This is a genomic window from Streptomyces sp. NPDC004134, from assembly GCF_042874195.1.
Classification (GTDB): Bacteria; Actinomycetota; Actinomycetes; order Streptomycetales; family Streptomycetaceae; genus Streptomyces.
This window is the reverse complement of sequence record NZ_JBIAMS010000003.1, coordinates 239,944-252,027: the sequence shown is the minus strand read 5'-3', so window position 1 is coordinate 252,027 and position 12,084 is coordinate 239,944. Positions and strand designations below refer to the sequence as shown.

The following is a 12,084-nucleotide window of genomic DNA, read 5'->3' as shown; positions in this document are numbered from 1 at the left end:
CCCGCTCCACGTCGCGACCATGCCGGCGGCCCTGAGTGCGTCGCCGGTTACGCGCCGGCATCACAGATCACCGCGCCGGTTCGGTCGGTGCGGGCCCTCTGACGTGGACGTCGTCGTTGTCCTGGTCCACGTCGACGGCGTGGCCGGCTTGGGTGAGCGTCGCCAGTAACGCGTAACGCAAGGCGGCGCGGATGCCGTCGTGCTCGTTGTCGCCGCGTCCGGCGGGATCGAGCGCGGCGCCGGGCTCCCACCGCACCACCACGGCGTCGACGTCGCGCCGCACGTGCAGGCCCGCCGCCCCTTCTCCGCCGCCGGCGGTGACGTCGAAGCCGGCGGCGGTCAGGAGTCGGCAGACCTCGTCAAGAAGCAGATGGGGTGCGTCTGCCGTCTTCACCATCTCGCTGCCTCCACACCCGCTCGATCGCCTGACGCATCGGAACCCGTAGGTCTTCGCACATCGGTGTGCGGCCGGTGGAGGTGACCACCCATGAGGCCACGTCACGCAGAGGGACGTCGGCGTCCCGGGGTCCCTGTACGGGGAGGGCATGACGGTCTCCTGCTCGCCTCACTCGATGGTGCACGACGATTCACGACATGGATTTCGTGTCTTACGGTACGCGAAGGCGGCATCGTACGATACCGGTGATGGCTACCGCACCCGAATCACACACCGGCTGGACCTTTCTCACCAACCACGCCCGGGTCCTGGCCGCGATCGCCGACAACCCCTCCGTGCGGATCCGCGACATAGCGGCACATTGCCGACTCACCGAGCGCGCCTGCCAGCGGATCATCGCCGACCTGGAACAGGGCGGCTACCTCTCCCGCACCCGGCACGGCCGCTCCAACACCTACCGCATCCAAGAGGACGTCCCTCTGCGCCACCCAGCCGAGTCCGGCTTGACCGTGGCCACCCTTCTGACCCTCCTGGCGCGGCACGAAGAGCCCGGCAACCAGCCGGACCTCGCACCCCCGGACCTCCCGCACCCACCACCGGACGATGCCGGTGGACAGGCGTAGGCCGGACGAGCCCGCGTTCGTGGTGCAGATCCACGACGCGAGCACGGTGCACTTCGACTTCCGCCTCGAAGTCGACGGCGTCCTGAAGTCCTGGGCCGTCCCCAAGGGGCCCTCCACCGATCCCCACGACAAGAGGCTCGCCATCCCCACCGATGACCACCCCCTGGACTACCTGGGGTTCGAGGGCGTGATCCCCGAGGGGGAGTACGGCGGCGGCACCGTCATCGTCTGGGACACCGGCACCTATCGTCCGATCAGCCACGACAGGCGCGGACGGCCGGTGCCGTTCGGGCAGGCCGTCGACGACGGCCACGCCGTCTTCGAACTGCACGGCCGGAAGCTGCACGGCCGGTACGCGCTCACCCGCTTCCGCGGCGGTGCCCAGGACGGCGGCTCCGGTGAGAAGCCACTGTGGCTGCTGGTACGGACCGGATCCGGGCGCGGCACCGGCGGCACGCCGGACCCACGGCGGGCCCGCTCCGCGCGCAGCGGCCAAACGCTGCGCCAGATCGCCGAGTCGCCGGACGCCCGCAGGTGGCACCCGGACGGCGGCACGCACGGATGAGCTCACCGCGGTCGGGGCACCCGCGCTCAAGGGCCCGGCCGGGCGCGGACGTGTTCAGCGTGCGAGGAGGGTGCCGAGCGGACCGAGATCCAGGTTCAGGTCGTCGCGGGTCAGCCCGTGCTCCGCGCAGAGTTCGTCCATGCGCCGGTCGAGCAGCATCAGCGTCGTGCCGATCCGCTCCACCTGCTCGTCGGTGAGGTCGTCCTGGTCGCAGCGGCGAAGCGCCTGCCGCTCCATGAGCTGGCGCAGCAACTCGACGACGGTCAGAACGAGGGAGACCAGGTCGCGGCCGACCTGGTCGGGGTCCATGTCCAGCCGGCCCGTCGCCGGACCGCGGGCCATCTGGTGCGAGGTCAGCGTCACAGCGGACCACCGTCTCCCCACGGGGCGGCCACGCGCTCGTTGATGGACGACAGCAGCGCGTGCAGGGAAACGCGCACCAGCGGCACCTCCGCGATCGCCAGCACGAGGTCGCCGCTGACCACGACACCCGCGTTGAGCACGCGGTCGAGCAGGTCCACCAGCGGCACCCCGACGGGTGCCCCGCGATCCGGTTCCTCCCAGGCGACGACCTCGCCCACGTGCTTACCCACCGGCACCGGTCACACCTGCTTCCGCGAAGGAGTACGGCACCCACGGGCCGGTCAGCTCGATCTCGACGTCCCGGCACTCCGGGCTCTGCCGCAGCCGTCGTACGGCGTCGGCGACCTCGCCGGCGCGCGTCTCGTCGACCAGGTAGGCCCCGTTCAGGAGATGCGCGCCGCGCCCCGGGGTGAGGTTGGTGTCGTGCGGACGCAGCCGCCGTCCGGCGACGGCCAGACCGGCGAAGACCCGGTCCACCTCCTCGACGACCTGGAGACCGGCCTCCTGCCGGCGTTCGCGCTCGTGCCGCACACCGCGCAGCCGGTCCAGATACGCGTGGCCGGGGCGGGCTGCCGCGCGCTCGTCGTCGCGGCGTTCCGGCGTGTGCGCGGCAGGCACGGAGCGGCGCTCGGCCGGTAGCGCGTAGACCTTCACACCCCACTCCGCCCGGCCGGCGATCCGCCGCAGAGCCACGGTGAAGCGGTCACGGTCGGCGCCGAGCGCGGCCTCGGCCCGCGCGTCGCCGCGATAGATCGTCGCCAGCGGGAGAGGCAGGACCGGTGCCGCGGTGGCAGCGGCGGCGACGACGGCGTGGTGGGCGCGGGCGCAGCGTTCCAGCTCCGTACGGTCCGTCAGCCGCTCGCGCAGGGCGTCCTCGCCGAACGCCGCGGCCGGTACGTCCTGCACCACGGCGGCGAGATCGCCGAACCGCAGCAGCCGCACGGGAGCGCCGGGCGCCTGCCCCGGCAGCCCGGCCAGCGCGGACTCGTCACCGCCGCGGCAGACCGCGTAGGCGTACGTGGCCGTGGTTGCGGGCGCGTCCGGCGGCGCCGCCGTGGCCGTGGTTGCGGGCGCGTCCGGCGGCGCCGCCCCGCGTACCGTCCCCGTCATCCGTGGCGCCCCTTCCGTACGGACTCCCAGCCGTCCGCCCCGGGGCGTTCGGGCCGCTCACCCTCCACGCTCGCCTCGAGCTCCGCGACCCGCTCGCGCAGCCGCGCGTTCTCCTCGTCGACGGCGTCGCGGTGCGCGCGGGTGGAGAGCGCCGGGTCGGTCTCCCACCAGTCGATGCCCGCCTTCTTGGCCGTCTCGACGGACGCGACGAACAGGCGGAGGCGGATGGTCAGCAGCTCGATGTCGAGCAGGTCGATCTTGATGTCTCCGGCGATGACGATGCCCTTGTCGAGGACGCGTTCGAGGATGTCGGCGAGGTTGGCCGGGCCGGAGGGGGTGGAGGGAAGGTGGGTGATGGGCCGGTCAAGGACGTGATCCGTCACGTTCTCCGGCCTCCTCGCCGCCGCCCGCCGTCCTCGTCTTCCTCTTCTTCCTCGTCTGCTTCCTCGTCCGCTTCCTCCTCTTCTTCCTCGCCGCCTTCGTCCTGGTCCTCGTCCTCGTCCTGCTCGTCCTCCTCGCTCTCCTCTTCCTCCATGGCCTCTTCGTGGCTGCGCACGACCTCGCCGTCGCGGATCTCACCGCGCCAGCCCTCCGCGTCCTCCGACTGGAGCGTGACGTAGCGCTGGAAGTGCTTGAGGTCGAGCCGGAGCCGACGGCCCTGGGCGCGCCAGATGTTGCCGGTCTTCTCGAAGAACCCGGACGGGTAGTACTCGACGACCACCGCCACGCGGGTCAGTTCGTCGTCCAGGACGTGGAAGCTCACCGCGCCGCTCGTCGTTCCCTTCGACCCTTCGGACGACCACACGATCCGCTGGTCCGGGACCTGCTCCGAGACGGTGGCGTCGTAGCTGCGGCTGGACGGCCAGACCCGCACTTTCCAGGTGGTCTTGGTCTCGTCCTCGGGGTCCCGGGTGACGTTGCTGACGCCGTTCATGAAGCCGCCGAACTCTTCGAACTGCGTGAAGTGGTCGTAGACCACGCGCAGCGGGCGGCCGATGTCGACGTGCTCGATGATGTTGATCGCTTTGAGGTCGCCCGGCTTGCTCCCGCCGTCGTCCGCGCCGACGGCCTCCTTCGCCTTGCCCACGACCTTGTCCTTGGTTTCCTTCGCCTTCTCCGCCGCCAGCGCCTTCACGGGGTTCTCACCTTTGACCGCGCGGGCGGCGGTCTCCGCGAGGGCGCCCCCGCCGTCGTGCCCGAGCTTGCCCGGGTCGGCGATGTCGGTGAGCTTGTCGGTGGCCTTGCCGACCGCGTGCTTGCCGACCGCGCCCAGGTACTCGAGGAGTTCGTCGCGCAAGCGCGCCAGCGGCGCAGCGTCGGGGGTCGCGTCGGTGTCCGTACTTCCGCGCTGTGGTGTCATGACCGTTGCCTCCCGGAGGGCCGGCCGGCCGTCTTCGTGCGCGTGCCCTTCGCGGTGCCGCGGCTGCCGCGCTCGGCGCCGGCGGCCGCCTTCTGCCGCGGCCCGGAGGCGGTGGGCCGGTCGCTGCCGGCCGTCTTCCTACGGGCCGGGGGCCTCCGCTTCGACGCGGCGGTGTGCCGGTCGCGGCTCTCGTCGTCCTCGTCCTGTCCCGCACGTGCGTGACGGGCCTCGCGCTCCTCCCCCAGTTCGCCGAGGCGGTCCGTACGCTCGCGCAGGGAATCGGTGAGGGACGCGACCCGGCGGTCGACGAGCGAGCCGATCGCCTCCCGCGCGGCCGTCATCATCTGGTCCGCGGACTGGCCGGACGCCGCCGCGAGCTGCGGGGTGTCGGCGATTCTCCGGGCGCCCATGCCCAGCAGGTCCTGCGGGGCGAGCCGCCTGCCCGCGACGAGGGCGGCGAGGGTGAGGGCGAGCTTGGCCTTCCTCGTCCTGCCGAGGAGATAGCCCCCGGCGACTCCGGCGAGCACGGTCGTCTTATAGCTGTCCGTCATGACCCACTTCCTGGGCTCAGAGGGTGGTCGGGATGGTGGGGGTGGTGGGGCCCGCCGGCATGGTCGGGGCCACCGGGATCGGCCGGCACCGCGGCGAGGGCGGTGCCGGGCTGCTCCAGCAGGTCGAGGATGCGCTCCTCCTCGCGTTCGAACTCCTCCTCGCCGAGTTCACCCGCCTCGTACGCGCGGTTCAGCTCGCCGAGCTGGACCCGCAGCGTGCCCGGGTCGTAGAGCTCCTGCTCCGCGGCGTCGAGCAGCCGGCCCGCCACCCACTCCACGCCCCGTACGGGCACCAGCGGCAGCAGCATCAGCCCGGTGAGCAGACCCATGTCAGCCCCTCACCGCCACGGGCTGCGGGCCGGTGCCGGGGGCGGCACCGCTGCCCTCCCGGGGAACGAAGCTGTAGCAGGGCAGCGGGCCCGTCAGCCGCAGCTCCACCAGGTCCCGCAGCTCGGCCGACCTGCGGTCGACCAGCTCTCTGCACCGCTCCGCGTGCGCCTGCGGCATGAGGTAGGAGGTGTTGAGCACGCACCCGGGCACCTCGGCGCCCTGAACGCACTCGTCGGCGAGCACCGCGAGTTCCTGCGCGACGCCGTCGGCGGCCTGCGCCGCCCGCCGGGCGAGGCCCTCGGCGATCGCCGAGCCGAGCCGGACGTTGCCCTCGTAGGACGGCTGGCGGCGGACGTCCGCCGCCAGCCGCCGTACGGCGGGGTCGGCCCGTACGAGAGCCTCCACGCCGCCCTGTGCGGGCATGGCCTTGAGGTTCATCTCGGTGTGGCGATCGAGCCTTCGCAGGGTGGCGAGGTGCGTGGCGGCCGCGGCGTCGAGGGCGCGCCGTACCGTGTCCTCGCCGTCGGCGACCGTCCCGAACCGCATCGGCAGCACCGGGGCCACCGCGCAGAGGGTCAGCAGGAGGTCCTGGTGGCCGGTCAGATCGCGCCTGCGTGCGCGCAGATCGGGCGGCACTTCGCTGACGACCGCGGCCAGCTCGCCCGCGGGCAGCAGCCGGACCGGGGCCGGCGGCCGGCCCACGCCACGGAGGCCGAGCGGCAGCGCCAGGTCGGCGTGGACGACCGCGTACACGTAGAGCGGAGAGGGGGCCACCGCTCACGCCGCCTTGGAGTGCCGGCTCGAACGGCCGGAGGTCTTCGAAGCGGTCTTCTTCTTGGCCGGCTTGGATCGGGTGCCCGAAGCACGTTTGCGGGGCGGTGCCTTCTCGGTCTCCTCCTCGTACCGCTCGTCGTCCTCGTCCTCGCGGTCGTCGTCCTCGTCGATCCCGATCGCCTCCTTGACGCGGCCGCCGAGGGACTTGGCGGCTCTCTTGGCCCCGGTGGTGGCGAGGGCGCTGCGGGACATGCCGGCGAAGAGGTCGGGGACCGTCCGGCTGGAGGCGTCCTCGTTGAGGTCGAGACGGTTGCAGACTTCGGCGAAGCGGAGGTAGGTGTCGACGCTGGCGACCACGATGCGGGCGTCGATCTTGAGGATCTCGATGCCGACGAGCGACACCCGGACGAAGATGTCGATGACCATGCCGCGGTCGAGGATCAGTTCGAGGACGTCGTAGAGGGTTCCGGCACGCGGGACACAGACTGCGGCCTCGTTGTACGTGGTGGTGGTCGTCGACATAGGGCTCTTCCTCTTCCAGGGGTGCGGCGTGGTCGCCGTCAGTCGTCCCGCGCGCCGCGCCGGTAGCGCCTGATCCGCTCGTACTCGACGAGGCGTCCCCCGCTGTCGAGTTCCACCGCGTAGGTCGCCAGCAGGCTGGTCGTGTCCGGGATCCGCGGCACTTCGAGCACGTCCACGTTCACCCGCCAGCCCTCCTCGGCACGGCGCACGGCAGACACGCCTTCGGTCTCGTGGCTGATGAGGCGGGCCAGACTGCGGCACGCACGGCGGGCGGCCTCCTCAGGCCCGTCGACCGCGTGGTCGGCCTTGCTCCCGGAGGCACGCTTCGAGGAGGACTTGGCGGCAGGTCGGGCCCGCCGTTCGCGTTGCTCGGACACAGGCCCAGTCTGTGGCGGCTCCGATATCCCCGCACGTGGTGGTGGTCCATCCGGGGAGCGGGGGGGCGGCAACCGGCATCGCGTATCCGGGCGGGGCCGACGTCATGATGCGCGAGCCGGATCCGGGCCCACCGGTGCCGGGTCCGCCGGGGTCAGATTCGGATGTGCGCGGCCGCCCAGGAGGTGTGGTCGTACGAGGTGGAGCCGTTGGCGTCCTGGACCACCAGCCGGAGCAGGCGGACGCCGGTGACGTCCACGTCCACCTCCCGCGGTCCGGTGGCCGCGGTGAGCGTGCCGCTCTCGTACAGCAGGCGGCCGTCGCCCCACACCTGCGCGGCCGTCGCGCCGTTCGCGCTCTGGGACGCGGAGAAGTCGTCGATGCCGACGACGGCGGTCAGCCGGGTCGCGGCGGCGCCGAGGTGGTAGACGATCTCGGACGGGGCGTGCACGCCCAGCCCCTTGGCGTAGGTCACCCCGCCGAAGCCGATCGGGGTGCCGTCGCCCGCGGCCTGGCGGCCGTTGCTGCGGTCCTTCTCCACCGGCCCCCAGCCGTTCCTGGCGGACACCCACTCCAGGTCGCTGAGGAAGCTGTCGCGCCGCGGTGCGGGCGGCGGCACGGCCACGGTCCGGGACGCGGGGTAGCGCAGGGCGGCGCGGCCGTACGCCGCCGTGCCCTCGGCGCGCAGCAGGCGCGGGCCCGCGGCGGCGTCGCCGCGCGCCGGGGTGACCTCGACCGTCGTCCGCAGGACGGCCCCCGGCCGGAGCACCGCGGCGCGCGCCGGTCCCGCGGGGCGCAGCCGCCAGCCGGCCGGCGCGTGCAGCCGGATCCCGGCGTCGGTCCAGGCGCGGCCGGAGCCGTTGGCGAGGGTTGCGGTCACGGTGAAGGGCTCGCCGGGGTAGACGATTTCGGGGGCCTCGATACGGGTCCCGAAGCGCTCGCGCTCGTACTCCCCGGCCCAGGACGACCGCAGCAGGCCGGTGAGCTCGGCCACCACGCCCGGGTACTCGGCGGCGACGTCCCTGGTCTCCGCCGGGTCCGCGGCCAGGTCGTACAGCTCGAAGTCCCACGCGGCGTCCGGCACCTCGCGGTCCCGGCCGGGCGCGAACCGCACCGCCTTCCAGTCGCGGCGGCGCACGGACTCGGCGAGCCGGAGGATCCGGCCGCCGTCGACCGCGTTGGCGCGCTTCGTGGACCCCGGGTCGTTGCGGTACCAGTACAGGTGGTGGTGGACCGGAGCCGGAGCCGGGCGGGCGGCCAGCAGGGACGCGGCGGAGAGCCCGTCGATGTCGCGCGGCGCCGGGGCGCCGGCCACCTCGGCGAGGGTCGGCAGCAGGTCGGTCAGCGGCGTGGGCCGCTCGCTGGTGCCGGGCCGTACGGTCCCCGGGCGCCAGGCGATCAGGGGGACGCGTACGCCGCCCTCGTAGAGGTTGCGCTTGTAGCCACGCAGCGGCCCGTTCTCGTCGAAGAGGTCGGGGTCGACGCCGCCCTCCTCGTGCGGGCCGTTGTCGCTGGAGAACAGCAGCAGGGTGTCGCGGTGCACGCCGAGCCGGACCAGGGCGTCCACGACCGCACCCACCAGCGCGTCCAGCCTGGTGATCTGGGCCGCGTGGCCCTTGTCCGCCTCGCTCCACGGGCGGTCGGCGTACTCGCCCTGGTCGGGGATGTCGCTGGGGGCGTGGGGCACGTTGGGGTTGAGCATGAGGAGGAAGGGCTCGCCGGCGTGGGCGTCGAGGAAGGAGACGGCCCGTTCCTGGAGGAGGTCGATGACGAAGGCGCCGCGCGCGCCGTCGGCGTTCTCGGGGATCTGCTCCTTCGCGCCGTTGTGCCAGAGGTACTGCGGGTAGTACTGGTGTGCGTGCCCGTGCGTGATGTAGCCGTAGAAGTCCGTGAACCCGCGGGCGTTGGGGTGGCTCGGCTGGTCCGCCTCCTCGGGCCCGAACCCCCATTTGCCGATGCACGCCGTGCGGTAGCCGCGGCCCCGCAGCACCTCGGCGAAGGTCGTGTCGTCCTCGGTGAGGGAGCCCTGCGGGCCGCCGAACGGGTTCTCCCGTACCCGCCCGTGCCCCGCGTGCACCCCGGTCAGCGCCGCGCAGCGCGACGGGGCGCACACGGCCGCCGCCGAGTACGCCTGGGCGAACCGCAGCCCCTCGGCCGCCAGCCGGTCGAGCCGGGGCGTGCGGACGAGCCGCTGCCCGTACGCGCCGACGCCGCCGTACCCGAGGTCGTCGGCGAGGATCACGACGACGTTGGGCCGCCCGCCGCCGCCCTGCACCGCGGGGCTCCGGCCTTCGGCGCGGGCGCTTCCGGGGGGCAGCGCGGCGAGGCCGAGCGCGGCGGACCCGGCAAGGAAGTGACGACGGCTGGACACGGCGGGGCTCCTTCACAGAACGCACGCCGCCCACGGGCATGTGGGCGGCTTCTCCGTGATCGTGCGTGGTCACGGGGGTGCCAGGCCATGCACGGCTTGTGAAGTAGCCGTGAAATCCACCGGCCGGGCGGTGCGTTTGGCGGCCGACCGTGTGACGCGCCGTCAGCCGCGGGGCACCGCCGGGATCGCACGTACGCCGTCCCCTCCCGGCCGGAAGGGACGGGGCGGGCGCTTAATCGGATGTGCGTGCGGCACGGGGTTGTTAGGTTTGCCGTGTGCCGAAGCTGAATCAGATCATCGCCGTCGAAAAGGGCGTCAAGTCCAAGGCCCTCCAGGAGCTCACCCAGGTCCACCAGGACGTGCAGAAGCCCGCCCTGCTGGCCGGTATCTCCCGGACCTACCAGCCCAAGGACGAGGAGGGCGAGCAACTGCCGCCCGAGTCCACGCGGGTGCAGATCAAGGCCGAGGAAGCTCTGCGGGCGACCGCCGGGACGCTGACGCGGCTCTTCGACGTGACCGCGACGAAGGACTGGGCGAACCGGTCCGCGGCCGCGGACGTGGTGGTCGACGGTACGGTGCTGTTGCCCCAGGTGCCGGTCCCGTACCTGTTGTTCCTGGAGAAGCAACTCACCGACCTGCACACCTTCGTGCGCAAGCTGCCGGTGCTCGACGCCTCCGAGTCGTGGAACCTGGACCCCTCGACGGACTCGTGGAAGACGGACCCGGTGCGGACCATCCGCACGAAGAAGGTTCCGCGCAACCACGTGAAGGCCGAGGCCACGGAGAAGCACCCGGCGCAGGTCGAGGTGTACTACGAGGACGTCCCGGTCGGTTACTGGACCACGGTGAAGTTCTCCGGCGCGCTGCCCGCCCGGCGGGTCAACGAGCTGCTCGACCGCGTCGAGAAGCTCCAGCAGTCCGTCAAGTTCGCCCGCGAGGAGGCGAACAACACTGAGGTCACCGACCAGCGGGTCGGCGACGCGGTATTCGGCTACCTCTTCGGGTAGCCCCGCATACGCCCTCCGTCGCGAGCGGAGGGTGCGCGATGAGCGCAAGCTGAAACTGATGTCGAAGCTGATGAAGGGGTGTCAGTTGGGGGTTCGAATCCCTCTCCCCGCACCACGTGCGGGGGTGGCCCAAGCCTGGCAGAGGCGGCCCCGTGAAACTCAGATTCTCGCTCCAGTCTCAGTATTCGCCGCCGAACACCGGATCGACAGAGCGTGGGCGAACATCGACGGATGGGGGTTCAAGTCCCTCCGGCGCCTCTCTCGTGGCGCTGTAGTTCAAAGGCAGAACACGTCGATCTCAACATGACCCGCGGTTCTTAAACGCCGCCGGTGTGCGCAAATGGGTGGCAAGCTGGAGCCCGGGAGCTGGACATGCTCCCGGGCTCCGTCACGTTCCGTCCCCCGCGGGCCGGCAACGAGACGTCATCCTCCACACCACGCCCCCAGGTGCGGGCGCGAAGTTCCGCTGTAGTGGCCGGCGGGGGACGATCGTGCTCGGTGAGGTGATCGGGCCGGGCCGGCACAGGTCAGATGCGGCGGCGCTCGTGGGCGAGGAGCCAGGCGAGGTAGGCCCCGCCGGCGACGACGGTGACGACGCCGACCGGGAGAGCCCCGGGCGGCAGGTGCTGCGCGGTGTGGTCGGCGAGGGCCAGCAGGTTGAGTGCCGTCTGGTGGTCCAGCGCCCGTCGCTCGTGTGTCAGCGGAGGTCTGCGGGGAGGCCCTTTTTCGATCGCGTCCTTCCGCGGGCGGTTGGTACGGTGCTCCGGTTTGCGGCAGTCACCGGAAGGGCGGAACGCGATGGAGGCGCCGGAGTACTCGCGTGCGGTGGCGGCGGCCAGGATGACAGCCGCGTCCCACCACCTGCCGGCCGAGGATGCGGTCGTCCTCCACGACTCGAACAAGCTGACGTTGCGGTTGCGGCCGTGCGACGTCTTGGCGCGGGTGGCGCCGGTGGCGCACCAGAACGCGCAGTTCGAGATCGACGTCGCCCGGCGACTTGCCCAGGCCGGCAGCCCCGTGGCCGCGCTCGACCCGAGGGTGGAGCCGCACGTCCACCTGCGCGACGGCTTCGCGATCACGCTCTGGACGTACTACGAGCCCGCGTCGTCCGAGGAGATCGCGCCGGCCGACTTCGCCCAGGCGCTGGAGGGCCTGCACGCCGGGCTGCGTGAAGTCGATGTGCCGGCGCCGCACTTCACGGCCCGCGTCGGGGAGGCCCAGGAAATCGTGGCGGACCCCGGCCTCTCCCCCGACCTTCCCCCCGCGGAACGAGAGCTCCTCTCCACCACTTTGCAGCGCCTGCGCCGGACCATCGGCGAACGCTCCGCCCCCGAGCAGCTCCTGCACGGCGAACCACACCCCGGCAACCTCCTCGCCACCGAGGCCGGCCCGCGCTTCATCGACTTCGAGACCTGCTGCCGGGGCCCCGTCGAGTTCGACCTCGCCCACGCACCCGCCGCCGTAGCCGAGTACTACCCGGGGATCGACCGGGGCCTTCTCGACGACTGCCGGATCCTGGTGCTGGCCATGGTCACCGCCTGGCGCTGGGAGGTCGGCGACCAACTCCCCCACGGCCGCGAACGCGCCGCCGAGTGGACCGCCGAGATCAGAGCCGCACTCGCCCGAAGCGCCCGCGATGCCGGTAGGCCCCACGCAGGGTAGGGCGACGAACCCGGTGCTCTGCGGACGGCGCGAGGTCGTTACGGGGATCGGCCGTCGCGTAGACGGTGGCCTCC

At 72.5% G+C, this 12,084-nt stretch carries 17 protein-coding genes; 4 read left to right on the top strand and 13 right to left on the bottom strand.

What is annotated here, in order from left to right; genetic code table 11:
• Positions 1-67: 67 nt before the first annotated feature.
• Positions 68-397 carry a hypothetical protein gene (locus tag ACFYVJ_RS06345; protein ID WP_388887092.1) on the bottom strand — a complete coding sequence of 110 codons (330 nt, stop codon included), beginning with the start codon at positions 395-397 and terminating at the stop codon, positions 68-70.
• A 248-nt stretch (positions 398-645) separates the two neighbouring features.
• Here ACFYVJ_RS06345 and ACFYVJ_RS06340 point away from each other — a divergent pair, with 248 nt between their 5' ends.
• On the top strand, positions 646-1,020 hold the full coding sequence (locus ACFYVJ_RS06340) for a helix-turn-helix transcriptional regulator (protein WP_388887090.1): 375 nt from the start codon (positions 646-648) through the stop codon (positions 1,018-1,020).
• On the top strand, positions 1,001-1,585 hold the full coding sequence (locus ACFYVJ_RS06335; RefSeq protein ID WP_388887088.1) for a DNA polymerase ligase N-terminal domain-containing protein: 585 nt from the start codon (positions 1,001-1,003) through the stop codon (positions 1,583-1,585). Before ACFYVJ_RS06340 ends, ACFYVJ_RS06335 begins: the two co-directional genes overlap by 20 nt.
• A gap of 54 nt (positions 1,586-1,639) precedes the next feature.
• On the opposite strand, the gene ACFYVJ_RS06330 is transcribed toward ACFYVJ_RS06335, so the two are convergent.
• The 11 genes from ACFYVJ_RS06330 to ACFYVJ_RS06280 form a co-directional block, all read right to left on the bottom strand.
• The gene (locus ACFYVJ_RS06330) at positions 1,640-1,927 is read right to left on the bottom strand and encodes a gas vesicle protein K (RefSeq protein WP_388887367.1); all 288 of its coding nucleotides are present in this window, start codon (positions 1,925-1,927) and stop codon (positions 1,640-1,642) included.
• A gap of 17 nt (positions 1,928-1,944) precedes the next feature.
• Positions 1,945-2,184, bottom strand: coding sequence for a gas vesicle protein (locus tag ACFYVJ_RS06325; RefSeq protein ID WP_388887087.1), 240 nt, complete (start codon positions 2,182-2,184; stop codon positions 1,945-1,947).
• Positions 2,171-3,058 carry a GvpL/GvpF family gas vesicle protein gene (locus ACFYVJ_RS06320; protein WP_388887085.1) on the bottom strand — a complete coding sequence of 296 codons (888 nt, stop codon included), beginning with the start codon at positions 3,056-3,058 and terminating at the stop codon, positions 2,171-2,173. Before ACFYVJ_RS06320 ends, ACFYVJ_RS06325 begins: the two co-directional genes overlap by 14 nt.
• A complete protein-coding gene (locus tag ACFYVJ_RS06315) occupies positions 3,055-3,441 on the bottom strand; it encodes a gas vesicle protein (RefSeq protein ID WP_388887083.1) in 387 nt (128 codons plus the stop codon). Before ACFYVJ_RS06315 ends, ACFYVJ_RS06320 begins: the two co-directional genes overlap by 4 nt.
• Positions 3,438-4,418 carry an SRPBCC family protein gene (locus ACFYVJ_RS06310; RefSeq protein WP_388887082.1) on the bottom strand — a complete coding sequence of 327 codons (981 nt, stop codon included), beginning with the start codon at positions 4,416-4,418 and terminating at the stop codon, positions 3,438-3,440. The genes ACFYVJ_RS06315 and ACFYVJ_RS06310 overlap by 4 nt, the downstream gene beginning before the upstream one ends.
• Positions 4,415-4,969, bottom strand: a complete 555-nt coding sequence (locus ACFYVJ_RS06305) for a hypothetical protein (RefSeq protein WP_388887080.1) — start codon at positions 4,967-4,969, stop codon at positions 4,415-4,417. Before ACFYVJ_RS06305 ends, ACFYVJ_RS06310 begins: the two co-directional genes overlap by 4 nt.
• Positions 4,966-5,298 (bottom strand): gas vesicle protein GvpG, encoded by a 333-nt coding sequence (locus tag ACFYVJ_RS06300; RefSeq protein WP_388887078.1) that lies wholly within the window; start codon positions 5,296-5,298, stop codon positions 4,966-4,968. The genes ACFYVJ_RS06305 and ACFYVJ_RS06300 overlap by 4 nt, the downstream gene beginning before the upstream one ends.
• A gap of 1 nt (position 5,299) precedes the next feature.
• Entirely contained in the window at positions 5,300-6,073 is a 774-nt protein-coding gene (locus ACFYVJ_RS06295; protein ID WP_388887076.1) for a GvpL/GvpF family gas vesicle protein, read from the bottom strand.
• A 3-nt stretch (positions 6,074-6,076) separates the two neighbouring features.
• Positions 6,077-6,595, bottom strand: a complete 519-nt coding sequence (gene gvpJ, locus ACFYVJ_RS06290) for a gas vesicle protein GvpJ (protein WP_388887075.1) — start codon at positions 6,593-6,595, stop codon at positions 6,077-6,079.
• A gap of 38 nt (positions 6,596-6,633) precedes the next feature.
• Complete coding sequence (gene gvpO / locus ACFYVJ_RS06285) at positions 6,634-6,972, bottom strand: gas vesicle protein GvpO (RefSeq protein WP_388887074.1); 339 nt, start codon at positions 6,970-6,972, stop codon at positions 6,634-6,636.
• A gap of 152 nt (positions 6,973-7,124) precedes the next feature.
• A complete protein-coding gene (locus ACFYVJ_RS06280; protein ID WP_388887072.1) occupies positions 7,125-9,341 on the bottom strand; it encodes a sulfatase-like hydrolase/transferase in 2,217 nt (738 codons plus the stop codon).
• Positions 9,342-9,616: 275 nt separating this feature from the next.
• Between ACFYVJ_RS06280 and ACFYVJ_RS06275 the strand changes: the two genes are divergently transcribed.
• Positions 9,617-10,348: a hypothetical protein gene (locus ACFYVJ_RS06275; protein ID WP_388887071.1), complete on the top strand. Its 732-nt coding sequence runs from the start codon at positions 9,617-9,619 to the stop codon at positions 10,346-10,348.
• A gap of 527 nt (positions 10,349-10,875) precedes the next feature.
• Here the strand turns inward: ACFYVJ_RS06275 and ACFYVJ_RS06270 are convergent.
• Entirely contained in the window at positions 10,876-11,250 is a 375-nt protein-coding gene (locus ACFYVJ_RS06270; RefSeq protein WP_388887383.1) for a hypothetical protein, read from the bottom strand.
• Here ACFYVJ_RS06270 and ACFYVJ_RS06265 point away from each other — a divergent pair.
• Positions 11,147-12,010: a phosphotransferase gene (locus ACFYVJ_RS06265; protein ID WP_388887365.1), complete on the top strand. Its 864-nt coding sequence runs from the start codon at positions 11,147-11,149 to the stop codon at positions 12,008-12,010. The two genes, ACFYVJ_RS06270 and ACFYVJ_RS06265, sit on opposite strands and share 104 nt — an antisense overlap.
• Positions 12,011-12,084 lie beyond the last annotated feature (74 nt).